Origin of the sequence: Alistipes sp. AF48-12 (assembly GCF_003477565.1) — a bacterium.
Classification (GTDB): Bacteria; Bacteroidota; Bacteroidia; order Bacteroidales; family Rikenellaceae; genus Alistipes_A; species Alistipes_A hominis.
Map to the genome: position 1 here is coordinate 147,472 of NZ_QUDJ01000002.1, position 25,809 is coordinate 173,280.

Annotated in this window: 26 protein-coding genes and 2 pseudogenes; 16 read left to right on the top strand and 12 right to left on the bottom strand. The window is 56.9% G+C overall.

What is annotated here, in order from left to right:
- Nucleotides 1–25: 25 nt before the first annotated feature.
- The 3 genes from DW082_RS01860 to dapF form a co-directional block, all read right to left on the bottom strand.
- Nucleotides 26–832, bottom strand: coding sequence for an alpha/beta fold hydrolase (locus tag DW082_RS01860; protein ID WP_182424063.1), 807 nt, complete (start codon nt 830–832; stop codon nt 26–28).
- Nucleotides 833–907: 75 nt separating this feature from the next.
- A complete protein-coding gene (locus DW082_RS01865) occupies nt 908–1,132 on the bottom strand; it encodes a hypothetical protein (protein ID WP_055202686.1) in 225 nt (74 codons plus the stop codon).
- Between the two features lie 123 nt (nt 1,133–1,255).
- Entirely contained in the window at nt 1,256–2,059 is an 804-nt protein-coding gene (gene dapF, locus DW082_RS01870; RefSeq protein ID WP_118457057.1) for a diaminopimelate epimerase, read from the bottom strand.
- A 126-nt stretch (nt 2,060–2,185) separates the two neighbouring features.
- On the opposite strand from dapF, the gene DW082_RS01875 reads away from it, so the two are divergent.
- The 5 genes from DW082_RS01875 to metK all read left to right on the top strand — a co-directional run bounded on the left by DW082_RS01875 (nt 2,186) and on the right by metK (nt 7,773).
- Nucleotides 2,186–2,932, top strand: coding sequence for a nitroreductase family protein (locus DW082_RS01875; protein ID WP_118457059.1), 747 nt, complete (start codon nt 2,186–2,188; stop codon nt 2,930–2,932).
- A gap of 22 nt (nt 2,933–2,954) precedes the next feature.
- The gene (locus tag DW082_RS01880; protein ID WP_118457061.1) at nt 2,955–3,365 is read left to right on the top strand and encodes a pyridoxamine 5'-phosphate oxidase family protein; all 411 of its coding nucleotides are present in this window, start codon (nt 2,955–2,957) and stop codon (nt 3,363–3,365) included.
- Between the two features lie 2 nt (nt 3,366–3,367).
- Nucleotides 3,368–3,826: a hypothetical protein gene (locus DW082_RS01885; RefSeq protein WP_055202694.1), complete on the top strand. Its 459-nt coding sequence runs from the start codon at nt 3,368–3,370 to the stop codon at nt 3,824–3,826.
- 8 nt (nt 3,827–3,834) lie between these two features.
- Nucleotides 3,835–6,246, top strand: coding sequence for a BamA/TamA family outer membrane protein (locus tag DW082_RS01890; protein ID WP_259335459.1), 2,412 nt, complete (start codon nt 3,835–3,837; stop codon nt 6,244–6,246).
- Between the two features lie 237 nt (nt 6,247–6,483).
- On the top strand, nt 6,484–7,773 hold the full coding sequence (gene metK / locus DW082_RS01895; protein WP_118457063.1) for a methionine adenosyltransferase: 1,290 nt from the start codon (nt 6,484–6,486) through the stop codon (nt 7,771–7,773).
- A 464-nt stretch (nt 7,774–8,237) separates the two neighbouring features.
- On the opposite strand, the gene recO is transcribed toward metK, so the two are convergent.
- The 8 genes from recO to DW082_RS01935 form a co-directional block, all read right to left on the bottom strand.
- Nucleotides 8,238–8,963 carry a DNA repair protein RecO gene (gene recO / locus DW082_RS01900; protein WP_101571864.1) on the bottom strand — a complete coding sequence of 242 codons (726 nt, stop codon included), beginning with the start codon at nt 8,961–8,963 and terminating at the stop codon, nt 8,238–8,240.
- Nucleotides 8,963–9,541 carry an RdgB/HAM1 family non-canonical purine NTP pyrophosphatase gene (gene rdgB / locus DW082_RS01905; RefSeq protein ID WP_118457065.1) on the bottom strand — a complete coding sequence of 193 codons (579 nt, stop codon included), beginning with the start codon at nt 9,539–9,541 and terminating at the stop codon, nt 8,963–8,965. The genes recO and rdgB overlap by 1 nt, the downstream gene beginning before the upstream one ends.
- 18 nt (nt 9,542–9,559) lie before the next feature.
- A complete protein-coding gene (locus tag DW082_RS01910) occupies nt 9,560–10,396 on the bottom strand; it encodes an HAD family hydrolase (RefSeq protein WP_055202701.1) in 837 nt (278 codons plus the stop codon).
- Nucleotides 10,397–10,447: 51 nt separating this feature from the next.
- A complete protein-coding gene (locus DW082_RS01915; protein WP_101571868.1) occupies nt 10,448–11,005 on the bottom strand; it encodes a hypothetical protein in 558 nt (185 codons plus the stop codon).
- Between the two features lie 69 nt (nt 11,006–11,074).
- Complete coding sequence (locus tag DW082_RS01920) at nt 11,075–12,085, bottom strand: branched-chain amino acid aminotransferase (protein ID WP_118457067.1); 1,011 nt, start codon at nt 12,083–12,085, stop codon at nt 11,075–11,077.
- Nucleotides 12,086–12,129: 44 nt separating this feature from the next.
- Complete coding sequence (gene metG / locus DW082_RS01925) at nt 12,130–14,169, bottom strand: methionine--tRNA ligase (protein ID WP_118457069.1); 2,040 nt, start codon at nt 14,167–14,169, stop codon at nt 12,130–12,132.
- Nucleotides 14,170–14,266: 97 nt separating this feature from the next.
- Nucleotides 14,267–15,385: a pyridoxal phosphate-dependent aminotransferase gene (locus DW082_RS01930; RefSeq protein ID WP_172970729.1), complete on the bottom strand. Its 1,119-nt coding sequence runs from the start codon at nt 15,383–15,385 to the stop codon at nt 14,267–14,269.
- Nucleotides 15,386–15,430: 45 nt separating this feature from the next.
- Nucleotides 15,431–16,327 carry a YitT family protein gene (locus DW082_RS01935; protein WP_101571874.1) on the bottom strand — a complete coding sequence of 299 codons (897 nt, stop codon included), beginning with the start codon at nt 16,325–16,327 and terminating at the stop codon, nt 15,431–15,433.
- Nucleotides 16,328–16,634: 307 nt separating this feature from the next.
- Here DW082_RS01935 and priA point away from each other — a divergent pair.
- The 4 genes and pseudogenes from priA to DW082_RS01955 form a co-directional block, all read left to right on the top strand.
- Nucleotides 16,635–18,473 (top strand): annotated as a pseudogene (gene priA / locus DW082_RS01945) (primosomal protein N'); the annotation flags it as partial.
- 109 nt (nt 18,474–18,582) lie between these two features.
- Nucleotides 18,583–18,831: a hypothetical protein gene (locus DW082_RS15285; protein WP_310648295.1), complete on the top strand. Its 249-nt coding sequence runs from the start codon at nt 18,583–18,585 to the stop codon at nt 18,829–18,831.
- A gap of 80 nt (nt 18,832–18,911) precedes the next feature.
- Nucleotides 18,912–19,172, top strand: a pseudogene (locus tag DW082_RS01950) (zinc ribbon domain-containing protein); the annotation flags it as partial.
- Nucleotides 19,173–19,199: 27 nt separating this feature from the next.
- The gene (locus tag DW082_RS01955) at nt 19,200–19,958 is read left to right on the top strand and encodes a ComF family protein (protein WP_259335460.1); all 759 of its coding nucleotides are present in this window, start codon (nt 19,200–19,202) and stop codon (nt 19,956–19,958) included.
- A gap of 87 nt (nt 19,959–20,045) precedes the next feature.
- Here DW082_RS01955 and DW082_RS01960 read toward each other — a convergent pair whose 3' ends face one another.
- The gene (locus DW082_RS01960) at nt 20,046–20,924 is read right to left on the bottom strand and encodes an AraC family transcriptional regulator (RefSeq protein WP_101571880.1); all 879 of its coding nucleotides are present in this window, start codon (nt 20,922–20,924) and stop codon (nt 20,046–20,048) included.
- Nucleotides 20,925–21,103: 179 nt separating this feature from the next.
- Between DW082_RS01960 and atpD the strand changes: the two genes are divergently transcribed.
- From atpD to DW082_RS01995, 7 genes are read left to right on the top strand one after another with little or no spacing between them, the layout of a single operon-like run.
- Nucleotides 21,104–22,648: a F0F1 ATP synthase subunit beta gene (gene atpD, locus DW082_RS01965; protein ID WP_101571883.1), complete on the top strand. Its 1,545-nt coding sequence runs from the start codon at nt 21,104–21,106 to the stop codon at nt 22,646–22,648.
- On the top strand, nt 22,645–22,887 hold the full coding sequence (atpC, locus tag DW082_RS01970) for an ATP synthase F1 subunit epsilon (protein WP_055202717.1): 243 nt from the start codon (nt 22,645–22,647) through the stop codon (nt 22,885–22,887). The genes atpD and atpC overlap by 4 nt, the downstream gene beginning before the upstream one ends.
- A gap of 56 nt (nt 22,888–22,943) precedes the next feature.
- Entirely contained in the window at nt 22,944–23,351 is a 408-nt protein-coding gene (locus tag DW082_RS01975; RefSeq protein WP_101571885.1) for a hypothetical protein, read from the top strand.
- Complete coding sequence (gene atpB, locus DW082_RS01980) at nt 23,344–24,420, top strand: F0F1 ATP synthase subunit A (protein ID WP_055202721.1); 1,077 nt, start codon at nt 23,344–23,346, stop codon at nt 24,418–24,420. Before DW082_RS01975 ends, atpB begins: the two co-directional genes overlap by 8 nt.
- 58 nt (nt 24,421–24,478) lie before the next feature.
- On the top strand, nt 24,479–24,727 hold the full coding sequence (atpE, locus tag DW082_RS01985) for an ATP synthase F0 subunit C (RefSeq protein WP_055202723.1): 249 nt from the start codon (nt 24,479–24,481) through the stop codon (nt 24,725–24,727).
- An 18-nt stretch (nt 24,728–24,745) separates the two neighbouring features.
- Nucleotides 24,746–25,249 (top strand): F0F1 ATP synthase subunit B, encoded by a 504-nt coding sequence (gene atpF, locus DW082_RS01990; RefSeq protein ID WP_118457074.1) that lies wholly within the window; start codon nt 24,746–24,748, stop codon nt 25,247–25,249.
- 3 nt (nt 25,250–25,252) lie between these two features.
- Nucleotides 25,253–25,807: a F0F1 ATP synthase subunit delta gene (locus DW082_RS01995; protein WP_118457076.1), complete on the top strand. Its 555-nt coding sequence runs from the start codon at nt 25,253–25,255 to the stop codon at nt 25,805–25,807.
- The last annotated feature ends 2 nt before the right edge of the window (nt 25,808–25,809 follow it).

Here is a 25,809-nt window from a genome sequence, read left to right on the forward strand (position 1 = left end):
CCCGGAACGGCCGCGCCGGAAACATTCAGCAAGCCGCGTGCCTGTCGATAAATCCGCGAATGATCTCCGCGGCGGCCTCGGGTTCTTCGAAAAAGCCCATGTGTCCCGAATGATCGAGCCACGCCGCTTCGGCCTGCGGATGAGCGGCGACCAGCGCTTCGGCCCGTTCGACCGGGATAAATTCGTCCATCCGGCCGAATATGAACAGTTGCGGCACTTTCAAACCGTGCAGCATGTCGTTCATATCGTTGCGGCCGATCATCCCGTTCAGCAGCGCCACAATGCCGTCGTCGTCGGTCGACGAGATCAGCTCCTGCAGTTGTTCGATCCGCCCGCGAAGCCGTTTGCGGTTCGCCTCGGCAAAACCTTTCGGAACGAAAAGCGAGGCGATCAGTTCTTTCTTATCGCTGCGGATCAGTTCGATCTCGCGGCGTCGGTCCTCTTTTTTCGCATCGGTATCGGCATTCGGCGTCGAGTGGAACAAAATCAGCCCCTGCAACATTTCGGGATAACGGGCCGCAAAAGCTTCGGCGACGTATCCCCCCATCGAGTGCCCGGCCACGAAACAGCGCGCGACGCCCTGCTTGTCGAGCACCCCTTTCAGCACATCGGCCACGAACTCCATGCTATGCACCTCGCCCCGCACCTCCGAGATGCCGTGACCGGGAATGTCGATCGCGATCACACGGTAGTAGGGCGTCAGCAATTTCGTGAAATCCTCCCACACTTCGAGAGATTCCAGGTAGCCGTGCAGCAGTACGAGCGTCGTATCCCCCTGCTGCGAGTCGCTGATGCGCAATGCCGTTTCGGCGGCAACGATGAATTTTTCCATGATTGTTCGATATTTTGTAAAAAATGGCCGCCCTGCGGCAGCCATTCCCGTTTCATTCGATTTATAAACGATCGTTTATCGTTCGTCCTGTTCTTCCTCGCCGTCGTCGAAATAGTCGAGAACCGATTCGCGTTTCTTGAAAGAGAGTAACTCGTCGTCGTCGTCCTCGTCGAGTCGGCTGTAAATCGCCCGCTTCTCTTTTCCGCTTTTTTTAATAGGTTCGAGCTTGGCCGCTCGCTTTAACGAATCTTCCGGTTCGGAATCATGGGCCTTGTTCCGGAAAACATGGGTCGATTTCATGGGTCGTGAAAACGTAAGGGTTTAAACGTTTGACATGGATTTCAGTTCTTCGTACGCAGGATTCACGTCCTTTGTACGATTGCAATGATAGAGATTTTTTTTGAAAAAACAACCGCTTCGGGTTTAAAATTTTTCCGCCAGGCAGCCTTCGAACACCTTTTGCGCCGGGCCGGTAAGCGTCACATTCGTAAAACGCTCGTCTCCTGTCCGTTCGAAAGACACGAAAAGGACTCCGCCCTCGACGTCGACCCGGTAATTCCGGCAATCGCTTCCGGATCGCACGGCAGCCGCCAGCGCCGAAGCCGTGGCCCCGGTTCCGCAGGCAAGCGTCTCGGCCTCAACGCCCCGCTCATAAGTACGCACCCGGATACGACCGTCCGAAACGATCTCCACGAAATTGACGTTCGTCCCTCCGGCGGCGGCGTACGGATCGCTGCGGCGTATCATTGCGCCTTTTCGGGCGACGTCCTCCCGCCGGACATCCGGCACGAATTCGACATGGTGCGGCGAACCGGTATCGAGAAAATAATGATCGGGGAATTTCTCCACGCGCGGAACGTCGATCATGCCGAGCCGGATCTCGCCCGCCGTCGCGTCCGCCGACAGGATTTGCGCATCGTGCACGCCGTCGATCCCCGAAAAACGCTTGCGCGATCCGCCGATCCCCAAATGATGGGCGAACAACACGATACAGCGGCCGCCGTTGCCGCACATGGTCGATTCGCCGCCGTCGGCATTGAAATAGCGCATCCTGAACAACTCCTGGGGATCGTTTTCCAGCAGCATCAGCCCGTCAGCGCCGACCCCGGTGCGGCGGCAGCACAGGGCGGCCACATGCGCGCGGGAAACGTCGAATCCGCCCGAACGGTTATCGATCAGCACGAAATCATTGCCCGCTCCGTGGTATTTATAAAATTTTTGTTTCATATCGTTTCCGGCTTATCCGTGCAAATATCGCGAAATTTTCAAAAAGCTTTTCCTCTTTCAAAAAAATAGCGGATATTTGTATAAATTCATGCGGAATCCGCGTTTCCGTTAAAAAGACAGAAAGCTATGATCAAAACGATATTCGAGCATCGGTCGGTGCGCAGCTACAAGCCGGATCCGGTGGACGAGGCCCTGCTGCAACGGATTCTGGAAGCTGGCACGAGGGCTTCCAACACAGGCAATATGCAGATATACAGCATCATCGTGACGACCGACCCGCAGATCCGGGAACAACTGTCGCCGTGCCATTTCGGACAACCGATGGTCACTCAGGCCCCGATCGTGCTGACGTTCTGCGTCGACGTGCGCCGGTTCTCGCTGTGGTGCCGCCAGCGGGGGGCCGACCCGCAGTACGACAATTTCGTCTGGTTCGTCAACGGCGCGATCGACGCGATCCTCGCTTCGCAAAACGTCTGTCTCGAAGCGGAGTCGGAGGGGCTCGGCATCTGCTACCTCGGCACGACGACCTACAACGCCGACCGGATCGCCGAGGTGCTCGCCCTGCCCGAGGGGGTGATCCCGGTCACTACCGTGACGATGGGCTACCCCGACAAACTGCCGCCGCCGACCGACCGCCTGCCCTTGGAAGGGGTAATCCACCGCGAACGCTACCACGATTACACGCCCGAAGCGATCGACGCGATCTGGGCCGACAAGGAAGCTTCCGAAGAGACGGCCGGCCTGCTGAAAGCGAACGACCTACCGAACCTGGCGCGTATTTTCACCGAACGTCGCTACAAGGGCGAAGACAACCGTCTTTTTTCGCGGAAATATTTCGAAATGCTGAAAAAACAGGGGTTCTTCAACCAGTAAGAACCCGTAAGACCGACCGGATATGGAAACGATTCACGAAAAAGCGTTCGCGCTGTTACAACGGTGCGAAGTGATTACCGTGGCGACGTTGGACGAAAAGGGTTTCCCGCGCCCCGTTCCGGTCGTCAAAATACACGCCGAAAAACCGTTTACGATCTGGTTCGCCACCGGCACCAGCTCCGACAAAACGGCGCATCTGCGCCGGAACCCGCGCGCCGGCATCTCTTTTTTCGACCGCGGAGACAGCGTCGCACTAACCGGAACGGCCGAAGTGATCGAATACCCTGCGGTCAAAAAAATCATGTGGCAAGAGTGGCTTATCAAACATTTTCCGGGAGGAGTCGAAGACCCGGAGTACTGCCTGGTTCGGTTCGAAGCCCGGAAAGGCGTTTTTTACATCGAAGACAAATTCGTAAAATCGGTTTTAAAATAACGATGAATCAGATCGAACAAACTCCGAACGGAAAAGACTATTTCGAGCCGATGCACTCGGCCGAGCACCTGATCAACGGGGCGATCGCCCGGACGCTCGGGTGCGGCCGGGCCTTTTCGACCCATATCGAAAAGAAGAAATCGAAATGCGATTTCCGCTTTCACCGCAACCTGACGCCCGAAGAGCTGACCGGAATCGAACGGACGGTCAACGAACAGATCGCCTCGCACGCGGACGTGCGGGACGAAATATTGACCGCGGCAGAGGCCGCCGCCCGTTACAACCTGTCGCGGCTGCCGGAGGGCGCAACCACCGTCCGCATCGTCCATATCGGCGATTTCGATAGCTGTCCGTGCATCGGGGCGCACGTATCGAACACGGCGGAGATCCCGCCGGTCAGGCTGATCTCGAGCGACTGCGCGGACGGCGTTCTACGGGTGCGTTTCAAATTTGTAAAATAGTTGGCGGAGTGAGTAGGATATTCCGGTCGGATTCGTTTGCAGAGGCGGCAAAAAGGCGGCTGCGGCTGCCGGTCGTCGTCGTTTGCGGCTGCTTGCTCGCAGCATGCAGCGCGACGCGGCACATTCCGTCCGGGCAATACCTGCTGTCCAAAAGCGACGTCCGGATCGAACGGGAGAAACAACTGACGCGGGACGAACGGGCGACACGGACGGAATTGGAACAATTCATCCGCCAGCATCCGACCAAACGTTTCCTGGGAACCAATTTCTATCTGTGGGCTTACAATTCGGCAGACCCGGACAAAACGAACTGGTGGAACCGTTTCAAACGCCGCATCGGCAAGGAACCCGTGCTGCTCGACTCGACACTGACGGCCCGTTCGGCCGAAGGCATGAAAATTTACCTGAACGGCAAAGGCTTCCTGGACGCTTCGACGGCATTTCGGGTCGACACTTCGGGCAAAAAAGCGAAAGTCACCTACCTCGCCCGGCAAGGCGAACCGTACCGGATCGGCAGCATCCGATACGATTTCCGGGACCGGTCGCTGCAATCGATCATTTTCAGCGACACGATTTCGACGTTGCTGCATACGGGCGACATTTTCGATGCGAATACGCTGGACGACGAACGGGTACGGATCACTTCGTTCCTGAAAAACCGGGGATATTACAACTTCTCGATCAACAACATCAGTTATGTAGCCGACTCGACGGCGGGCAACCGCACGGTCAACCTGACGATGGTCGTAAAACGTTACATGGCCGGATATACCGCCGAAGGCGAAGCGACGCTCGACGACAACCGAATTTACCGCATCCGGAACATCTATATCTATCCGGATTACAACCCCTCGGCAGCCGTGTCGGATTCTCTTTACGAAAGCCGGCTCGACACGCTCGACTACAAAGGCCTGAAAATCGTTTACGACACCCGGTCGAAAGTGCGGGCGGAGATCCTGCGCCGGACGATCAGTCTCTACCCGAACTACCTGTATAATGCCGACGAAGTGAAACGGACTTACGAAAACATCATGCGGCTCGACTATTACAAAAGCGCCAGCATCCTCTTTTCGGAAGCGGAAGGCGATACGCTGCTGCGGGACAACCGGATCACCTACATCGGGCAGTCGCAGGACTCCACCGGCGTCGGCGAAGCCTCGTACGGCACCGAACACTACCTGAACTGCACTATTTTCTGTACGCCTGCGCTGCGGCAGGGATACTCGCTGGAACTCGAAGGAACCACGTCGGCCGACTATTTCGGAATCGCCGCCACGGTGGGCTACCAGAACCGCAACCTGTTCCGCGGCGTCGAACTGTTCGACATCAAGGTGCGCGGAGGCTACGAATTCATGCGCGTCAAACAGAAGCGCAACTCGTTCGAATTAGGCGTATCGACCTCGTTTTCGTTTCCCCGTTTCATCACGCCGCTGCGAATCGACCGCTACAACCGAGCCTTCAATCCGCGAACGAAAGTAGAAGTCTCCTACAGCGTACAGCGCCGCCCGTACTACCATCGTACGCTGGCCAGCGGCGTCTGGGGCTATACGTGGGGCAACGGCAAAAACAGCACCTTCGTCCTGCGGCCGGCGGACATCAGCGTGGTGAAACTGCGGCAGATCGACACGGCTTTCCTCGAACAATTGCAGAATCCCTACCTGCGGAACAGCTACGAATCGCAGCTGATCGCCGGACTGTCCGGCTCGTATATCTTCAACAACCAGAAGATCAACACCGAACGCAATTCGCTGGCGTTACGGTTCAATTTCGAAACGAACGGTAACCTGATCGACGGACTGAGCCACCTGTTCGGCCGTTCGTCGGGGGAAGAGTATTACAAACTGTTCGGTATCCGGTACGCCCAGTATTTCCGGTTCGATCTGAACCTGGCGCGAAAATTCGTATTGGGGCCGAAAACCAGTCTCGTATATCGCTTCTACGGCGGATGGGGATACGCTTACGGCAATTCGACATCCATCCCGTTCGAGCGGCTGTTCTACTGCGGCGGCAGCAACAGTATGCGCGGCTGGCTGGCCCGGACGCTCGGCCCGGGCAACGAAGTGCGCTGGGTCAGCGACTATCCCACCCAGTTGGGGAACTTCAAACTCGAAACGAATCTCGAAGCCCGTTTTCCAGTCTGGGGAATCTTGCAAGGCGCGCTCTTTTTCGATGTCGGCAACATCTGGTTCCTCGGACAGGGCGGCTACGGCGAAGAATCGCAGTTCAAAATCGACCGATTCTACAAACAACTGGGATTCAATACCGGACTCGGCGCGCGGTTCGATTTCAGTTTCTTCGTATTCCGGATCGACTGGGGCATCAAACTGCACAACCCGAACGAAGCGGCCGGACAGCGCTGGATCCAGAACTTCCGGATGCAGAACACGACGCTGAATTTCGGCGTAGGCTATCCTTTCTGACGACGACGGACGCCGAAAACGAACGCAACGCCGTACTATTCCGCAAAAGCGATACGCCGAAAACTTTTGGCAAATATCCGAAATGTTATTACCTTTGCCGCCGTTACTGAATTTGTGGAAAGATTTGGCCGCTTGCAACCACGGAAAAAAATGCTAAAATAGTATTTGTGTTCATCTACAACAGCTGAGTTTTTCCCATTGTTTAAAAGTATTTTAAACCATTAAAAAATTTTAAAGATGGGATTTTTATTTACCTCCGAATCGGTGTCCGAAGGACATCCCGACAAGGTTTCGGATCAAATTTCCGATGCAATCCTCGACGAATTTCTTCGTCACGATTCCAATTCGAAAGTAGCCTGCGAAACGCTCTGCACCACGGGGCTGGTCGTCGTGGCCGGTGAAGTCCGTTCGGAAGCGTACGTGGACGTACAAGACGTCGCGCGCCGCGTGATCAACCGGATCGGCTATACGAACGCCGATTACCGTTTCGACGGCAATTCGTGCGGCGTGCTGTCGGCGATCCACGAACAGTCGCCCGATATCAACCAGGGCGTCGTACGCGAGACCGAAGAGGAGCAGGGCGCCGGCGACCAGGGAATCATGTTCGGTTACGCCTGCTCGGAGACCAAGGAGCTGATGCCCGCCACGCTGATCCTGTCGCACGTAGTCCTGAAGGAACTGGCCGCCATCCGCCGCGAAGGCAAGGTGATGACCTACCTGCGACCCGACGCCAAGAGCCAGGTTACGATCGAATACGGCGACGACAACAAACCGCAGCGCGTGCATACGATCGTAGTATCGACCCAACACGACGAATTCATTACGGCCGCCGAAGCGGGCGGCGAAAAAGCCGCTGAACAAGCGATGTGCGCCAAAATCCGCGAAGATGTCCAAAACATCCTGATTCCGCGCACCAAAGCCCGCCTGGAACGAGCCGGCGACTGCCTGGCCGAACTGATCGGCGACGACTACATCCTGCATGTGAATCCGACCGGCAAATTCGTGATCGGCGGCCCGCACGGGGATACCGGAGTGACCGGCCGCAAAATCATCGTCGACAGCTATGGCGGACGCGGAGCCCACGGCGGCGGAGCATTCTCCGGCAAAGACAGTTCGAAGGTCGACCGCAGCGCAGCCTACGCCGCCCGGCACATCGCCAAAAACCTCGTAGCGGCCGGTATCGCCGACGAAGTGCTCGTACAACTGTCCTACGCGATCGGAATCGCACAACCGCTGAGCGTCTACGTCAACACGAACGGAACTTCGAAAGTGAAAATGACCGACGGGCAGATCGCCGCGAAAATCAACGACTTGTTCGACCTGCGGCCTGCGGCCATCGTCCGCGAATTCGGACTCCGCAACCCGATCTTCGAAGCGACCGCTTCGTACGGACACTTCGGCAACCGTCCTTATACGCAAAAAGTAACCCTTTTCGAAAAAGGAAAAGAAGTGAGCAAAGAGATCGAATTTTTCGCATGGGAGAAACTGGATGCCGTCGATAAACTGAAAAAAGCGTTCCGCTGCTAATCGCGGCGATCGACGACTGCATAGGAACAGCCGGTTTTCCGGACGTTTTCTTATAAAAAGAGGAACGGGTCGATAATCGACCCGTTCCTCTTTTTTATCGAAATAAGGCCCGGTCGGGGCAGCGGGCCTCGTTACTGCAACGCCTCTCCGCTCCCGGCGAACCATCGCCGTCGAAATCTTTTGATTCAACGAACCGTACCGGAAGATTCACAGCATCCCGAACTACACGTAAGCCGGCCGCAAATCCGATAAAAAGAATAACGCGTCCTATAATTTTCAGATTTTAGGCGGTTTTCGAAGACAGCAGATTTTCCTTGGCGCCGGGAGTATGCTGAAAAACGGCGCCGACTATCCGGCAAAATAAACGGTTCCTGCCGCCCCCGCGGCTCGATCGATCCGGTCGCAAACGCCATCCCGACCGTCGATCGGTCGCAAGCCAAACGAGCGCCCGCCGCGGACAAGTCTCAAAAAATCTCACGCAAAATCGACACCGACCGGACGGTACGGATAGCGTCCAGATGATAACCAAAAAACAGCAGCATCGACTCCATAAAAGCGGAACGCTGCGTCCGCGACAACGGCAGGCTACCGAGCCGGTCGGCTTCGCAATCCATCAGATCGCCGAGCAAGCCGGAACAGGAAGCGTCCATGCAGATCCGATGCGCCGGAACGGACGGCGTAAACACGCCGCCCCGGATATCGAAATAACCGTTCGGGATCGGCTCGTTGCCCGGATAGAATCCGAGGTAGGCGGAAAGTTGCACGAGGAACCACAGGTGAAAATTGGAAATCCCTTCGGTCATCCGATCCAACTGCACGACCGACCGGCAGACGAAATCGAACAGCGGTTCGTTGGCCTCCGACTCGCGGATCAATCGGTACAGCACCTCGGCCATAAACAGCGAAATGGTGCTCTTGCGGACGTCGAACGGCAGGCTCGAAAGCGGCGTCAGGCTGCGCACCTCCTTCATGCGATGCATCCGCGCCTGCGGCTGCTCGATCCCTTCGAATTCGACCAGGAACATCGGCTGGAACAGCGCCGCCTTGTTGCCCCGCCCCCGGCTGCTGTGCACGCCCTGGATCATGTAATTCATCCGCCCGAACAAGTCGGTAAACAGGTAGGCGACCATCGAACTGTCGCCGTATTTGATCGTATGCAGCACCACGCCGCGGGCTTTGTACGTACGCATTATTTCGCTCCCGAAAGAAACGCCGCCAATTTTTCGACGGCGCGGCCGCGGTGACTGATCGCGTTTTTGGCTTCGGAATCCATCTCCGCGAACGTGACGTCGTAACCATCCGGAACGAAAACCGGATCGTAACCGAATCCTCCCCCGCCGTGCGGCGTATCCGTGATCGTACCGTCGACCACCCCGTCGAACTGATATTCCTTTCCTCCGAAGATCAGCGCGATCACCGTGCGGAACCGGGCCTTTCGGTCGGCCTGTCCCGAAAGGTTTTCGAGCAGCAGCGCCACGTTGTCGGACGAATTTCTGCCATCCCCGGCATAACGGGCCGAACGAACCCCCGGCGCGCCGCCGAGCGCATCGACTTCCAGACCGGTATCGTCGGCGAAACAGTCCAGCCCGGTGCGGTCGTACAAGTAGCGGGCCTTCTGAAAAGCATTTCCCTCCAGAGTCGGCTGCTCTTCCGGTATATCCTCGGTAATACCCAGATCGCAAGGCGTTACCAACTGATAACCACTGCCGAGAATCTCCTGCGCTTCGGTCAGCTTATGACGGTTATTGGTAGCAAAAATAATTTTCATAGCTTTTAAAAATACAAATTACTTTTTATAGAATTTGCTCAACTTGTGGTCGGCTTCGATCTTGTCGATGATCGTCCTGACGAGACAGTCGATCTCCTTATCGGGACTGTAATCGGCAGCGCAGATATAGCTGACGCGGTTATCGCGGATCAGTTCCATCATCTCCATGCGTTTCTGGCGCGAACGGGGATTGTAGACGGCGATCGAATGTCCTCCCTGCTGTTTGACCAGTTTCATACACGGAATATCGGTCGTCCCGTCGCCGAAATAAATCATGTGACGGAACTGCACCGGACGCTGCTCCTCCTCGATATACTCGTTGATCCGCCGGCTGTCGTACACGCTTTCGATCCCTTTGTTGATCTTGAAGATGAACTGCGTTTTATTGGTGTAGTTGACCGCCACGGCCGGCCAGTAAGCCACGCCGTCGATATCGTAAAGGAACGAACAGGCGTAAATCTTCCGGAATTCCTTGGCGATCGGGGTCCCTTCGATCATCTCGCGCAGGCCCGACGAATTGATGTAATGCTGCAGTTGGATGCCGCGTTCGGCGGCATAGGCGTTGATCCGCGGGAACCACTCGCGAACGCCCTCGTACAGTTCGATATTCTGTCCCGACCGGGCGAACGACTCGCGACGCAGCGAAATGCCGGAACTCTTGGCTTCGTGCAGCATCCGGTACATATAGGCGAGGATCGGGTCGCCGTCCTGTTCGCGGGCGGTTTCGTTGCTCTCCTCCCAGAACTCGCGGTTGCTTTTGCCGATCGCCGGAATAAAGTCGTACTCCTGCATGTTGCCCGGCGAAAGCGTGCCGTCGAAATCGTAGATCAGCGCTACGGTCAGTTTCTTTGCCATAATCGAAGTAATTGATGCCCTAAAGATATAAAAAACGGGAATAAACGACAATCACCGTCGCGTAGTCTTCCGTCGCGCACGGATGCGGCGGCAGATTTTCGTCCCCCGGTTCCGCAGCGCCGGACCGTCGTCGCGCATTAGCCAACAGATCGTATCGTAAAGCTGCTCTTCGACCCACGGCAATTCTGCCGACAGGCTGTCGAGTATCTCCATCGACCACACTTTTACGGCCGGACGCACCGACGGGTCGATCAGCCGGTCGAACGTCGCTTCGGCAACCTGTTGACGCTGACTGTCGGTCAGTTCGATCCGCCTCCGGTCGAGCAGCCACGCCATCATCTTCGAATAATGACGGCACGCGCTCGGATTGACGATCGCAAGGTAATTCCGGACGAAATGCCCGATATGCCGCCCGAACGCCTCCGGCGCGATAAAAAACGCCCTTTCCAACGCATACGAAGCATGAAACGCGACGGCCGGATCGCGGTCGAGTCCGAGGTTCAGCGCGAACCCGAAAAGATCGTTTTCCGCAATCAATTTCCCGTAACGCCCGGCAAACCCTTTGGTAAAATTACCTTTCAGTTCGGCGGCCAGTTCTTTTTCGGTCATCGTACCCGGATTAAAAACTGCGGAGCGGGATCCCCCGTCCGCAGTTCCCTGTTTTTCAAAAACGAATCCTTACAATGCAGCCATCCACCCGTACGTATCGGGTTCCTCGGCATACTGGATCGCACGCAGGCGGTGGTACAACTTTTCGCTCCATTTGCCCGGCTTGCCGTCGTTGTAAACGAAAGTATGTCCGGTCTGCGGATCGTAAATGCTGCCGATCGGCGACAGAACGGCCGCCGTACCGCACGATCCGGCCTCGTCGAACGTCCCGAGCTCGTCGTAATCGACCGGACGCTGTTCGACTTTCAGCCCCATCTCCGCGGCCAGCGTCATCAAACTCATGTTCGTGATCGACGGCAGCACCGAATGGGATTTGGGCGTAATGTAAACGCCGTCGCGGATGCCGAAAAAGTTGGCCGCGCCGCATTCGTCGATGTGCTTTTTCTCCTTTGCATCCAGATACAGCACGCTCGGATATCCTTTTTCATGCCCGATCTCGGCCGAAGTCAGGCTCGCCGCGTAGTTCCCGCCGGCCTTCACGTGCCCCGTTCCGAGCGGAGCGGCGCGATCGTGGTCGCGGTCGATCAACACCTTGATCGGATTGAACCCTTCCTTATAGTAAGGACCTACCGGAGTAACGAAAACGATCAGCAGGTATTCCCCGGCGGGCTTTACGCCGACCTGCGGGCCGGTGCCGAACAGCACGGGGCGGATATACAGCGAAGCGCCCGTCCCGTAGGGAGGGACGAAACGTTCGTTGGCCTTAACCACCCGCTTCATCATATCGACGAACATATCGACCGGCGGCAGAGCCATTTTCAGGTATTCGGCCGAGGAGCGCATCCGTTTGGCATTCTCTTCGGGACGGAAGATGCGGATCACGCCGTCGGCGCCGCGAAATGCTTTCTGTCCTTCGAAAGCCTCCTGCCCGTAGTGCAGGCAGGTCGCGGCCATATGCATCGTGACCGTTTCGTCAGTTGTCAGTTCGGGCGTTGTCCAGGCTCCGTCGCGGAAATAACTCCGTATGTTATAGTCTGTTTTGATGTACCCAAAAGATAGGTTTTTCCAATCTAAGTCCATAACTCTATTTTTATTCAATCGTCACAAATCCGTTTTTATTCCCGCTACCCCACCATCGTGCCGTTGCCGACCGGCTCGGCAGGGGACAGCAGCACCAGCTTTCCGGTAGCGTCCTGCGCCATCAGGATCATCCCCTCGGACAGCACGCCTTTGAGTTCGCGCGGCTCCAGGTTGATCAGCACCTGCACCTGCCGCCCGACAAGCGATTCGGGAGTATAGTGCTCGGCGATGCCCGACACGATCGTCCGTTTGTCGATCCCGGTATCGATAGTCAGCTTCAACAACTTTTTCGTCTTGGCGATCTTTTCGGCGGCGATGATCGTCGCCACGCGGATATCCATCTTTCCGAAATCGTCGAACGCAATGCTCTCTTTCTGCGGTTCGACCTTCTTGCCGGCCTCCTTTGCGAGGTTGGCCCGTTTCGTAGCGGCCAGCTTTTCGAGCTGCGCCTCGATCACGCTGTCTTCGATTTTCTCGAACAGCAAGGCGGGCGTCCCGATCCGGTGTCCGGGCTTCAATAGGGCCGTATTTCCAAGCTGATCCCAGCCGAACTTTTCGACGTCGAGCAGCCTCAGGATCTTCTCCGCAGTAAAAGGCATGAACGGCTCGACGGCGATCGCGAGCGACGCGGTGATCTGCAACGAAACGTTCAGGATCGTCTGCACGCGTTGCGGATCGGTCTTATACAGCTTCCAAGGCTCCGTATCGGCCAGGTATTTATTCCCCAGGCGGGCGATGTTCATCGCCTCTTTGAGCGCTTCGCGGAAACGGTAATTCTCGATATTCTCTTCGAGCGCCTTTTTGATCTGCGGCAGTTCGCCGAGGATATCGCGGTCGTAATCGGTCAATTCGCCGCAGGCGGGAACCTTCCCGTCGTAATATTTTTGCGTCAGCACCAGCGCGCGGTTGACGAAGTTGCCGAGCACGGCCACCAACTCGTTGTTGTTGCGCATCTGGAAATCCTTCCACGTGAAATCGTTGTCCTTGGTTTCCGGCGCATTGGCGCACAACACGTAGCGCAGCACGTCTTCCTTGCCCGGAAACTCTTCGAGGTATTCGTGCAGCCACACCGCCCAGTTCCGCGACGTCGAGATCTTTTCTCCCTCCAGATTCAGGAACTCGTTGGCCGGCACGTTCTCCGGCAAGATATAACCGCCGTGCGCGCGCAGCATCGACGGGAACACGATGCAGTGGAAAACGATGTTGTCCTTGCCGATGAAATGCACCATCTTGGTGTCCTCGTCCTTCCAGTATTTTTCCCAGTCGGGCGTCAGATCCTTGGTCGCCGAGATGTAACCGATCGGCGCGTCGAACCACACGTACAGCACCTTCCCCTCGGCACCCTTGACCGGAACGGGAATCCCCCAATCCAGGTCGCGGCTCACCGCGCGGGGCTGCAATCCCAAATCGAGCCAGCTTTTGCACTGCCCGTACACGTTGACCTTCCACTCCTTATGCTCTTCGAGTATCCATTTGCGCAGAAACTCCTCGTGCTTGTCCAGCGGCAGGAACCAGTGCGTCGTCTCGCGCATCACCGGAACCGACCCGGTAATGGCGCTGTGCGGATCGATCAGGTCGGTCGCGCTCAGCGTACTGCCGCACTTCTCGCACTGATCGCCGTATGCGCGGTCGTTCTGACAGTGCGGGCAGGTGCCGACGATGTAGCGGTCGGCCAGAAACTGCCCGGCCTCCTCGTCGTAATACTGCATCGTGGTCTTTTCGATGAACTCTCCTTTGTCGTACAGCGCGCGGAAAAAATCCGACGCGGTTTTATGGTGCGTGGGCGAAGTCGTCCGCGAATAGATGTCGAACGACATGCCGAGTCCTTTGAAAGCGTTCTTGATGATATTATGGTACTTGTCAACGATATCCTGCGGCTTGACTCCCTCCTGGCGCGCCTTGATCGTGATGGGCACGCCGTGCTCGTCGGAACCGCATACGGAGATCACGTCCGCGCCCCGCAGGCGCAGGTACCTCACATAAATATCCGACGGAATGTATACCCCCGCAAGGTGTCCGATATGCACCGGCCCGTTGGCATACGGGAGCGCCGATGTGACAAGATAGCGTTTAAACTTTTTCATCGTAAAGGTCAAAAATCAATATTCCGTACAAAGTTATGAATTTTTCGTCAAAAACGGTTCGCCGCAGCCCCATTAATCAGCCGAAGAGGCCGAAATATCATCGGCGGACGAGCGGATCGAAAAATTCGCGGAACTTCGTATGCGGAACCGATACGCAAATCCGGCTGAACCTCGACGCGTAACCGGCCAACGCCGCGTCGCGCGTAAAAAAGTCCAGCGACACGCTGCCGATGCGGTGTTCGAGCAGTTCCTTCTCGCTGCGGTCGACGATCGCGAAAATGCCGACCGGCATCGACTCGCGGTAAAATTCCGTGGCCAGCAGGCCGTTTTCTTTCAGGTAAGCGATATTCAGCCCGATGTCCCGCACGGTCGCCGCTTTGAAATCCGCGACGGCGCGCCGTCCTTCGGGCGTCGTAAGCAAGCGCAGCACGAGCGTCTGCGCGAACGCGTTGACGCCGTTGTTCGTGTACATCGTCCGCTTTTCGAGTTCGGCGTACAGTCCCGGATCGGTCGTATGGATAAACCCGATCCGCTGCCCGCTGAGCCCCATCGACTTGCTGAAACTCTCGACGATCGCCACGTTGCGCAACGGGCGTATTTCGCGGTAGAACGTGTCCGTCGCGTCGCGGAAAACCCGGCGGTAGGGGCTGTCGAAAAAGACGGTTACGCCGGCGGCGTCCAATTTGCGCAGCAACGCCAACAAACGGGCGTCGTCGTACTTTTGTCCCAGCGGATTGCCCGGATCGCAGATCAGCACGCCGCAGCCGGTCAGTCGCGGGATCATCGACTCGAGTCTGTCGAGCGACGGGTATTCGGCGCGTTGCACGCCCCGGATGGTCAGCAATTTGAAATAGCACCCCCAGTAATAAACCGGCAGATACAGCCGCTCGATGTCGACGCTTTGCGCCAGCAGGTCGAGTCCGTTCATCGCCCCCGGCACAATCAGCAGGTTGTCACGCGACGATTCGCCGCCGAAGTACTCCGCATTGATCGCGTCTCGCAACGCCGCAAAACCGCGCCCCGGCGGATAGGTTTGCATCTGCGCCGTATTGAAGTCGATCCCGGCGATCACCTCCCGCAGATCGATATTTACCACCGAATTGATCCCCCGGTTCAGCCGCAGGTATTCCGCCCCGGTACGGGCGCTCAGAGCCGCCAGATTCTCTCCGATCTCGACGATGTGCGACAACGCGACGCCGCTCTCTTTTATTTTCATTCCGATATGATAACGTTCCGGCATAAATTTTCCGAAATCTCTAACTTATTTTTTCAACGCTTCGAAGCCATGACCGTAAACGCCCATCACGTTGCCGACCGTCATAAAGGCCTCCGGATCGACCCGTTTAATCAGTTTGAACAGCGTTCCCGTTTCGTATTTGCGACAAACCACCATCACCACTTTCGTCGGCTGCTTCGTGTACCACCCTTCGCCGTCGAGCAACGTCACACCCCTACGCATCTCGCTGAAAATCAGCCGAGCGATCTCTTCGTATTTTTTCGACACGATCAACACCTGCGTCGACTGCCGGTTGCCGGCCATCACGGCGTCGATCGTATACCCGTTGACGGCCACCATCACGTAACCGTAAATGGCGGCCGTAATATTCTTGAATATGAAAATCGAACAGCCGATGATCAACAGGTCGCACAGCATGATGATCCGCCCGTAACTGATCGTCTTGTAACGGTTGACGATCATCGCGATAATATCCGTGCCGCCGGTGCTGCCGCCCTGCGTGAAACAGATGCCGATACCGCCGCCCGCCACGGCTCCGCCGAGAATTACCGACAGCAGCTTGTCGTTGCCGAGTCCGAGTAGATTGTTCGGTATCAACCCCTGCATCACCGACATCGCCGCCGAAATGAAAACGATCGCATAGATCGTCTTCGCGCCGAACCGCAGCCCGACCAACACCGAACTGACCGCCACCAGCACCGAGTTCAGCACCAGGAACGAAAGCCCCAGCGGCACACCGCCGTTCGTCCCGCCGGTCGCATAATAGATCAGCAGGCCCACGCCGTTGATTCCGCCTCCCATCACATCGGCCGGAATCAGGATGCCGGTCCATGCGAAAGAATACATCACCAGACCGATCGAAATCAACGTATATTCTTTAATAGTCTTTAAAACAGCCGTCTTCGAGAAATCCGCATTCATATTCCATCGTTATTTCGGTTTCCCGCCGCGCAACCCGAGCGACGGCGATCCGATTAACAAAGATCGGCAAGATTTTTCGATCTGCCAACAGTTTTTTGCACTTGCGGCCCGTCCGGAGCGGCCGCCGGAAGAATTTGCCGCGACGACCGGCTTCACCCGGAAACAATCCCGAAAAAACGCTATTTTTGTCGAAAAACATCCTTCTTTGGAAAAACGACCCGACAAATCTCCCGCGACGGCCGACCGCTACGCCGACGTGATCCTGCCTCTGGCCGCGCCGGCCATGACTTTCGCCGTCCCGGACGCGATGCTGCGGCAGATCGTGCCGGGCTGCCGGGTGATCGTCCAACTGGGAGCCCGGAAATACTACACCGGGATCGTCGACCGGCTACACGGCCAGCGGCCGCCTTTCGACCGGATCAAACCGGTCGGGCGGATCGCGGACGCGGAACCCGTCGCCACGGCGGAACAACTGCGGCTGTGGCATTGGCTGTCGGAATATTACATGTGTCCGTTGGGAATGGTACTGCGGGCGGCGCTGCCGGCCGGCCTGAAATCCGACGGTTTTTCGGAGGACGAGACATTCGGCCGCAGCTACATGCAGCCGCGGCAAACGGTCGTTTCGCTGCATCCGGACATCCGCAATGAGGAACGGCTGCACGTCGCGCTGGATTCCCTGTCGCGCGCGAAATCCCAGTACAAAGCCCTGCTGGAATACCTCGAAAAAACCGGGAATCCCGACTTCGGCGCACCGATCGAAATTCCGCGCAAACGGCTTTCGGCTCCGACCGCGATCCTCAAAGCGTTGGCCGAAAAAGGATTTATCCGGATCGCCGATACCGAAATCCCGGCATCGGACGCGCCCGCCGCGCCAGACAAACTGCCCGAACTTTCGGCAGCGCAAACGGCGGCCTACGAGCGGATCAAAACCTGTTTTTCGGAGAAAGAGGTCGTCCTGCTGCACGGGGTAACCGGCAGCGGCAAGACCGAAATCTACATCCGGCTGATGGCCGAAGCGCTGGCAGCCGGGCACAACGTGCTGTACATGCTGCCCGAAATCGCGTTGACCGCACAACTGATCCGGCGCATGGAAAGCTATTTCGGAAAAGCCGTCACGGTCTACCATTCGCGGCTGAGCGACAACCGCCGAGCCGCCGTCTACCACGAACTGCTGCGCTGCGACGGCGGACGGATCGTGATCGGCGTGCGCTCGTCGGTACTGCTGCCGCTGCGCAACCTGTCGCTGGTAATCGTCGACGAGGAGCACGACACCAGCTTCAAGCAGACCGACTCGGCCCCTCGCTACCACGGCCGCGACACCGCCGTGGTGCTGGCATCCGTCTGCGGCGCCAAAGTGCTGCTCGGCAGCGCGACGCCCTGCGCCGAATCGTTCCACAATGCGGTAACCGGCAAATACGGACACGTCGTGCTCTCGGAACGCTACGGCGGAGTCACGCTGCCGCAGGTGATCGTGTCGGACACGCTGCGCGCCGCCAAACGCGGCGAAAAGTACTCGCATTTCAACAAAATCCTGCTCGATCAGATCGACCGGACGCTGCAACGGGGTCGTCAGGCAATACTGTTCCAGAACCGGCGGGGATTCTCGCCGTATGTCGAGTGCGGGCATTGCGGCTGGACGGGCGTCTGCCCCGACTGCAACGTTTCGCTGACCTACCATAAAAACGACGGAACGCTGCGCTGCCACTACTGCGGCTACCACATGCCGATCCCGAAAACCTGTCCGTCGTGCGGAACCGGCGAACTGCTTCCGCAAGGCTTCGGCACCGAAAAAATCGAAGAGGAACTGGCGGCGATCTTTCCGCAGGCGGCGATCGAACGGCTCGACGCCGACACCGCGCGTTCGCCGCGCAACTACCGGCGCATCATCGCTTCGTTCGAACAGCGTAAAACGGACATCCTGGTCGGGACGCAAATCATCACGAAAGGGTTCGATTTCGGCGGCGTCGCGTTGGTCGGCATCCTGAACGCCGACAACATGCTGAATTACCCGGATTTCAGGGCCGGGGAGCGGGCTTTCCAGATGATGATGCAGGTCGGCGGACGCGCCGGACGCCGCGAAGAGCAGGGAACGGTCGTTATCCAGACCGCCCAGCCCGAACACCCGGTCGTCCGGCAGGCGCGCGACAGCGACTACGATGCGATGATCCGCTCGCAACTGGCCGAACGCCGCGCCTTTTTTTTACCCGCCCTTCTGCCGGTTGATCGCCGTCCTGCTGCGCCATCGCGATCACGCTTTGCTGTGGAAAGCGGCTGCGACGTTCGGGACGGAAGCGCGCACCCGGTTCGGCCGCCGGCTGCTCGGCCCCGAACCGCCCGCAGTAGATCGGATACGCGGACAATTCCGATTGCAGTTCCTATTGAAAATCGAAAAGCAGCTACCGGTCGCCGCCGTGAAAAAAGAGTTGTCCGGACTTTTCGATCGGTTGCATGCCGTGCCGGAATTCCGGCCGGTCGACATCGTCGTAGACGTAGACCCGCAATAGCGTTTTTTCGGAAAAAAACGCTATCTTTAGAGCTTACCGATATCATGTACCTAATTATGGAACAAAAATTCTGTCAAAGTTGCGGAATGCCGCTTACGGACGCCTCCCAATTCGGCACGAACGCCGACCGAACCCCAAACGAAACGTACTGTCATTTTTGTTTCCGGGACGGAACGTTCACGCAGAAATGCACGATGGACGAAATGATCGAAAACTGCCTGAACTACCTGGACGAATTCAACCGCGATTCCCCGGTACAGTACACCCGCGAACAAGCCCGCGAGCAGATGCGACAGTTTTTCCCGCACCTGAAACGCTGGCAATCCGGTTCTCCCGAATAATCGATTTTTTCAGGGCCGCAACGGCCGATGTCCAAACCCAGAACGTCCGTCATGCTTCGCACCTATTTTTCGGAAATATTCCGCCTGTTCTTCCCGGAACGGTGTCCGGCCTGCGGGCGGTCGTTGCCCAAAGGCGTCCGGTGGCTGTGCCCGCACTGCCGCTGGGACATGCCGCTGACCGGGTATGCCGCCGAGCACGACAACCCGGTCGCCCGTAAATTCTGGGGACTGGTTCCGGTGCAAGAGGCGGCCTCGATGTTCTTTTTCACCCGGCACGGCCGCTACCGGGCAATGATCCACGGATTCAAATACCACGGACAATGGAAAACCTGCCTGCGACTCGGAGCGATGTTCGGCGCGGAGCTGTCCGAAAGCGGCCTGTACGACACGGTCGACCTGATCGTCCCCGTACCGTTGCATTACAGGCGACTTTTCCGCAGGGGCTACAACCAAGCGGAGTACCTCGCGCGCGGCATCGCCGGGGCGCTCGGCAGGAAGACCGATTGCCGCAGTCTCGTCCGTAAATCCTACAACCGTTCGCAAACCGCCATGCGCAACCGCAAAGACCGCTGGGAAAACGTGGCGGACATCTTTTCGGTACGCCGTCCGCAACGGCTGGCCGGACGCCATATCCTGCTGGTCGACGATGTGCTGACGACCGGTTCGACGCTGACCGCCTGCGCCGAAACCATCCTGAAAGCAGCCCCTTCGTGCCGCATCAGCATCGCTACGCTGGCCGTTTCGGCGACGGAACTGTTCGGGGGCAAAGGACAGGGAGGACTTTAACGGGAAGCGGTCGCCTGGACAAAACCCGGCGATTATTATATAATAATTAAAGGGCCGTTCCGACAGGATTTTCAGCCCGGTGCGTGCTTATTCGCTGAGCCGGTACGCTTTCGGCGTCATGCCCGTATGCTTCTTGAAAAAACGGCCGAAGAACGACGGTGTCGGGAAATTCAGGTAGTTGGCGATCTGCTGCACGGTCATCTGCGACGATTTCAACTGCGTTTTCGCATCGAGCACGACCGTCTCGTTGATCCATTCGGTAACGGTGCGGTTGGTGGTCTTCTTAACGACCGACGACAAGTATTTAGGCGTCAGACACAACTCCCGCGCATAAAAAGCCACCGTCCGCTCCTCTTTATAATGCAGGATAATCAGGCGGATCAGCTTGCGGAAAATCTCCTCGTCGCGGGTCAGTTGCCGGTCGCTTTTCGCATATTTTTTCTGATACAGGGCGCTGATCTCGTAAAAAAGAGTCAACAGCAGGTTCTGCACGATCTCCCTACAATAACAGTGCTCCTTGCGCAGCGCTTTCTCGTACAGCAAATCGAACAGATCGAGCAGCGTTTCGGCGTCGTCCGCAGCCAGCGGCAGCACCGGAGTCTGGAAAATATACGGATAAAGCGGATTGATCGCCTGGTAAATCCCTTTCAGGAATTCCGCGGAAAAACCGGTCATGCAAAGGCTGAAATCGTCGCTTTGGCGCGGAATATGGACGATCGTTCCCGGGACGATGAAGATTAAATCGCCGGGACGGATTTCGGAAATTTTCAGGTTCAGCGAGATCGTACAACTCCCCGCCGTACAAATTCCGGTGCACGCACCGTAAAACCGTACCGGCTCGGCGAAAAGAGCCGGCGCGCTCCACCTGCGGTCGGTAACCAGAAAATGATCGGTCACGTAACCGCGGCCGTCCGCCGGCCCGATTTGCGCTACGCCGATACCGGGCAATCCTTCTTTTTTCATCATCTTCGCACAACGGCATAAATGTGCCGGACAGGGGCAAAGATAACAAACCGGCGGAACTCCGACAAGGAGAAAAAAAGGTAGTAAAAAAGAAATTTAGGACATTAATGCCGTGGATCGGGACTTTTTTGATCCGTTCAACTCCGTACCTTTGAAATGTTTTTTTTAATTGGAAAAAAGTTATGGAATCGGAAAACATATCGAACACGGCCCATCCGTCGCAGATTACAGGTCGCATTTCGCAGATTATCGGCCCCGTGGTGGACGTGGCGTTCGAAGGCCCCGAAAACGAGGTCGTTCTGCCCAGCATCCACGACGCCATGCAGATCCGGCGCGACAACGGAAAAATCCTGATCGTCGAAGTACAGCAGCACATCGGTGAAAACACCGTGCGCACCGTCGCGATGGACAGCACCGACGGCCTGCGCCGGGGAATGGAAGCGGTATCGCACTTCAGCCCGATTACCATGCCGGTCGGCGAGCAGATCAAAGGGCGGCTGATGAACGTCGTGGGCGATGCGATCGACGGCATGAAGCCGCTCGACGAAAAAGGGGCTTACCCGATCCACCGCGAACCCCCGAAATTCGACGAACTGACCACCGTGCAGGAAGTGCTCTACACCGGTATCAAGGTGATCGACCTGCTCGAACCCTATTCGAAAGGCGGTAAGATCGGACTGTTCGGCGGCGCAGGCGTCGGCAAGACCGTGCTGATCATGGAACTGATTAACAACATCGCCAAGAAACACCACGGCTTTTCGGTTTTCGCAGGCGTCGGCGAGCGTACCCGCGAGGGCAACGACTTGCTGCGCGAAATGATCGAATCGGGCGTGATCCGCTACGGCGAGGCGTTCAAGGAGAGCATGGAAAAAGGCGAATGGGATCTGTCGAAGGTGGATTACAAGGAGGTCGAGAAATCGCAGGCCACGCTGGTGTTCGGACAGATGAACGAACCTCCCGGAGCCCGCTCTTCGGTGGCGCTGTCGGGGCTAACCGTAGCCGAATCGTTCCGCGACGCGGGAACCGGAACCAAGGACATCCTGTTCTTCATCGACAATATTTTCCGTTTCACGCAGGCGGGCTCCGAAGTATCGGCGCTGCTCGGACGTATGCCGTCGGCCGTGGGTTACCAGCCGACGCTGGCCACCGAAATGGGCGCGATGCAGGAGCGGATCACCTCGACGAAAAAAGGTTCGATTACCTCCGTACAGGCCGTTTACGTGCCGGCGGACGACCTGACCGACCCGGCCCCGGCGACCACGTTCACGCACCTGGACGCCACCACCGTACTGAGCCGCAAGATCACCGAGCTGGGGATCTACCCGGCCGTCGATCCGCTCGAATCGACTTCGCGCATCCTCGATCCGCTGGTGGTCGGCAAGGAACACTACGAAACCGCGCAGCGCGTAAAACAGATCCTTCAGCGCAACAAGGAGTTGCAGGACATCATATCGATCCTCGGCATGGAGGAGCTCTCGGACGAAGACCGGCAGACCGTGAACCGAGCGCGCCGCGTACAGCGTTTTCTGTCGCAGCCGTTCACCGTGGCCGAACAGTTCACCGGCGTACCGGGCGTGATGGTCACCATCGAGGAGACGATCCGCGGGTTCAAAATGATCCTCGACGGCGAAGTCGATTACCTGCCCGAGCCGGCCTTCCTGAATGTCGGAACGATCGACGAAGCGATCGAAAAAGGTAAAAAACTGTTAGCACAGGCTGCCGTATGACCCTCGAGATCTTATCCCCCGAACGGACGCTTTACAGCGGAGAAGTTGAGCGCGTAACGCTGCCGGGAGCGCTCGGCGAGTTCACCGTGCTCAGAAGACACGCTCCGATCATCTCCGCCCTCGTCAAAGGGGAGGTCAAATACCTGCTCAAAGACGGCAAAGAAGAAAAAGTGGCGATCGCGAGCGGTTTTGCGGAAGTGAAAAAAGACAAAGTGTCGGTCTGCGTCGAAAGCGTCTGACGACAGAAAAAAGAAAACACGGGGAAGCGTCGGGCTTTCTCAAACGACTGGAAAAAATGGAAAACGGGGAACGTAAATTTAAAAGGCATTACGTGATCGGGCTGACCCTCCTGACACTGATTTCGGGCTGGGGCGGCGCGGCGCTGATGCTGGGCGCTTACCCGAAACATTATGTGGAATGGCTGCCGTACATGCCGCTGTTTTTCTATTTCTGGGGGCTGATTTTCGTGGCGCTTTTCCGCCGCAACACCGGGCGGAAAATGACGCGACTGTTCCTCGGCATGAAAGTGGCGAAAATGTTGCTTTTCGTTCTGCTGATCGGGCTTTACACGTCGCTGGTGGATGTTCGCAATACGGAGTTCGTCGTGACGTTTCTCGCCTACTACCTGATTTTCCTGCTATTCGAAACGGTGTTTTTCTGGCACTATGAAAACAAATTGAAAAAAAACGAAGGGAATGAATAGTTTACGACATATCGTTGCCATCGTGTGTCTGCTGCTGTTCGGGATCGCGAAACCCGCAGCGGCGGAAGACCTGCCCAAAGGCGAGGATGCAGACGTGAAGGAGATCGTTTTCGGACACATCGGCGACGCTTACGGATGGCACATCACGACCTGGGGCGAAACGCACGTGACGGTTCCGCTGCCGGTGATCGTTCGCAGCAAGACCGGACACTGGAACGTATTCTCATCGTCGCGCCTGGAACATGGGGAATATAACGGCTATTACATCGCGCAGGACGGCCCGTACGCCGGCAAGATCGTCGAACGCATCAACGGACAGGAGATGCGCCCGCTCGACCTGTCGATCACGAAGACGGTGTTCGCGTTGCTGCTGAACAGCCTGATCCTCGTCTGCATCGTACTCGGCGTCGCACGGTGGTACCGCAAACGCACAGTCGAAACGGCCGCGCCGGGCGGATTCGTCGGAGCGATGGAAATGTTCGTGATGATGATCCACGACGACCTGATCAAAAGCTGCGTCGGGAAAGATTACAAACGGTTCGCGCCGTACCTGCTGACCGTCTTTTTCTTCATCTTCATCAACAACATCATGGGGCTGATCCCGATTTTCCCCGGAGGGGCCAACGTGACCGGCAATATCGCAATCACGATGGTGTTGGCGTTGTGCACATTCGTCGCCGTGAATCTGTTCGGGACGCGCGAATACTGGAAAGAGATTTTCTGGCCGGAGGTTCCCGTATGGCTCAAATGTCCGGTTCCGATGATGCCGGCGATCGAACTGGTCGGTATTTTCACGAAGCCGTTCGCGCTGATGATCCGTCTGTTCGCCAACATGATGGCCGGACACGCGGTGATCCTGAGTCTCACGTGCCTGGTATTCGTCACGGTCAGCATGGGCCCGGCCGTCAACGGATCGATGACAGTGGTATCGGTATTGTTCTGCATCTTCATGAACCTGCTGGAACTTCTGGTGGCGTTTATCCAGGCCTACGTATTCACGATGCTGTCGGCCGTATTCATCGGCCTGGCGCGCGTGGAGCACCATAAAACCGAAGAAGCGGAAATTTAATCCGGATACGGAATTTCAAAAAGTTACTAATTCAAATAACAATTAAAAACCTAAAGTTATGTTACTTACATTATTGTTACAGGTTGCAGCAGAATTGAGCCTCGGAAAACTGGGCGCAGCGATCGGCGCCGGTCTGGCCGCCATCGGAGCAGGTATCGGTATCGGTAAGATCGGCGGATCGGCGATGGAAGCCATCGCACGCCAGCCGGAAGCTTCGAACGATATCCGTACGAATATGATCATCATCGCGGCGCTGGTCGAAGGCGTTGCGCTGTTTGCCGTGGTCGTTTGTTTCCTCGCGCTTTAATCCTAAATCCGGAAAGCGATGGGACTCTTACAACCCGAATCGGGCCTCCTGTTTTGGATGCTGCTGTCGTTCATCGTCGTTTTCATGATCCTGGCCAAATACGGTTTCCCGGTTATCACGAAGATGGTCGAGGAGCGTAGGGTTTTCGTCGAAAAGTCTCTGGAAGCGGCCAAAGAGGCAAAAGCCCAACTGGACAATATCAAAACCGAAAGCGAAGCCCTGCTGCAGCAAGCGCGCGAAGATCAGATGAAAATCCTGAACGAAGCCGCCGCCGCCAAGGAGCGTATCATCAGCGAGGCGAAGGGACAGGCGCAGGCCGAAGCCCAGAAACAACTCGAAGAGGCGAAACGCCAGATACGGCTTGAGAAAGAGGCCGCCGTACGCGAAGTACGCAGCCAGATCGCGATGCTGTCGGTCGATATCGCCGAAAAAGTGATCCGTAACAAGCTGGACAACACCCCGGCGCAGATGTCGATGATCGACCGCCTGCTCGAGGAGATGCCCGACATGAAACAGTCGTAGCGTATGAACACAGGAATGATCCCGGTACGGTATGCCAAAGCGTTGCTGGAGTTCGCGTATGAAAAAAAATGCGCGGAACAGGTGTACGCCGAGATGTCCGCCGTGGCCGGAAGTTTCGAACGCGAACACGCGCTGCGCCGGGTACTGGATAATCCCGTACTGCCGGTCGACAAGAAAACGGAACTGATCCGTACCGCGGGCGGAGGACGAACGAGCGAAGTATTCGACCGGTTCGTGTGGCTCGTGCTGCACAACCGCAGGGAACGTTACTTGCAATCGATCAGCCTGATGTACCTCGATCTGTACCGCAAACTGAATCGCATCAGCACCGGCAGGCTGGAAACGGCCGTACCCGTAACTCCCGAAACCGAACGGAAGATCATCGACCTGATCGCCTCCGAAACGAACGGGAAGGTGGAACTCAAAACGTCCGTCAAACCGGAATTGCTCGGCGGGTTCGTTTTCGAAATGGACTCGGAACGGCTGGACGCCAGTATTGCGACGCAACTGCGCAATATCAAGAAACAATTCGTCGAAAAGAACAAACGGATTGTATAGTG

Excerpts from the sequence above, each read along its gene's own strand:
- recO (WP_101571864.1), bottom strand. The coding sequence starts at position 8,963 with ATGCGTACGTACAAAGCCCGCGGCGTGGTGCTGCATACGATCAAATAC.
- rdgB (WP_118457065.1), bottom strand. The coding sequence starts at position 9,541 with ATGAAAATTATTTTTGCTACCAATAACCGTCATAAGCTGACCGAAGCG.
- atpC (WP_055202717.1), top strand. The coding sequence starts at position 22,645 with ATGACCCTCGAGATCTTATCCCCCGAACGGACGCTTTACAGCGGAGAA.
- DW082_RS01920 (WP_118457067.1), bottom strand. The coding sequence starts at position 12,085 with ATGGACTTAGATTGGAAAAACCTATCTTTTGGGTACATCAAAACAGAC.
- metK (WP_118457063.1), top strand. The coding sequence starts at position 6,484 with ATGGGATTTTTATTTACCTCCGAATCGGTGTCCGAAGGACATCCCGAC.
- DW082_RS01955 (WP_259335460.1), top strand. The coding sequence starts at position 19,200 with ATGTCCAAACCCAGAACGTCCGTCATGCTTCGCACCTATTTTTCGGAA.
- DW082_RS01930 (WP_172970729.1), bottom strand. The coding sequence starts at position 15,385 with ATGAAAATAAAAGAGAGCGGCGTCGCGTTGTCGCACATCGTCGAGATC.
- metG (WP_118457069.1), bottom strand. The coding sequence starts at position 14,169 with ATGAAAAAGTTTAAACGCTATCTTGTCACATCGGCGCTCCCGTATGCC.
- DW082_RS01910 (WP_055202701.1), bottom strand. The coding sequence starts at position 10,396 with ATGGCAAAGAAACTGACCGTAGCGCTGATCTACGATTTCGACGGCACG.
- DW082_RS01995 (WP_118457076.1), top strand. The coding sequence starts at position 25,253 with ATGAACACAGGAATGATCCCGGTACGGTATGCCAAAGCGTTGCTGGAG.
- dapF (WP_118457057.1), bottom strand. The coding sequence starts at position 2,059 with ATGAAACAAAAATTTTATAAATACCACGGAGCGGGCAATGATTTCGTG.
- DW082_RS01960 (WP_101571880.1), bottom strand. The coding sequence starts at position 20,924 with ATGATGAAAAAAGAAGGATTGCCCGGTATCGGCGTAGCGCAAATCGGG.
- DW082_RS01915 (WP_101571868.1), bottom strand. The coding sequence starts at position 11,005 with ATGACCGAAAAAGAACTGGCCGCCGAACTGAAAGGTAATTTTACCAAA.
- DW082_RS01875 (WP_118457059.1), top strand. The coding sequence starts at position 2,186 with ATGATCAAAACGATATTCGAGCATCGGTCGGTGCGCAGCTACAAGCCG.
- atpF (WP_118457074.1), top strand. The coding sequence starts at position 24,746 with ATGGGACTCTTACAACCCGAATCGGGCCTCCTGTTTTGGATGCTGCTG.
- DW082_RS01935 (WP_101571874.1), bottom strand. The coding sequence starts at position 16,327 with ATGAATGCGGATTTCTCGAAGACGGCTGTTTTAAAGACTATTAAAGAA.
- atpB (WP_055202721.1), top strand. The coding sequence starts at position 23,344 with ATGAATAGTTTACGACATATCGTTGCCATCGTGTGTCTGCTGCTGTTC.
- DW082_RS01975 (WP_101571885.1), top strand. The coding sequence starts at position 22,944 with ATGGAAAACGGGGAACGTAAATTTAAAAGGCATTACGTGATCGGGCTG.
- atpE (WP_055202723.1), top strand. The coding sequence starts at position 24,479 with ATGTTACTTACATTATTGTTACAGGTTGCAGCAGAATTGAGCCTCGGA.
- DW082_RS01860 (WP_182424063.1), bottom strand. The coding sequence starts at position 832 with ATGGAAAAATTCATCGTTGCCGCCGAAACGGCATTGCGCATCAGCGAC.
- DW082_RS01880 (WP_118457061.1), top strand. The coding sequence starts at position 2,955 with ATGGAAACGATTCACGAAAAAGCGTTCGCGCTGTTACAACGGTGCGAA.
- DW082_RS01865 (WP_055202686.1), bottom strand. The coding sequence starts at position 1,132 with ATGAAATCGACCCATGTTTTCCGGAACAAGGCCCATGATTCCGAACCG.
- DW082_RS01885 (WP_055202694.1), top strand. The coding sequence starts at position 3,368 with ATGAATCAGATCGAACAAACTCCGAACGGAAAAGACTATTTCGAGCCG.
- atpD (WP_101571883.1), top strand. The coding sequence starts at position 21,104 with ATGGAATCGGAAAACATATCGAACACGGCCCATCCGTCGCAGATTACA.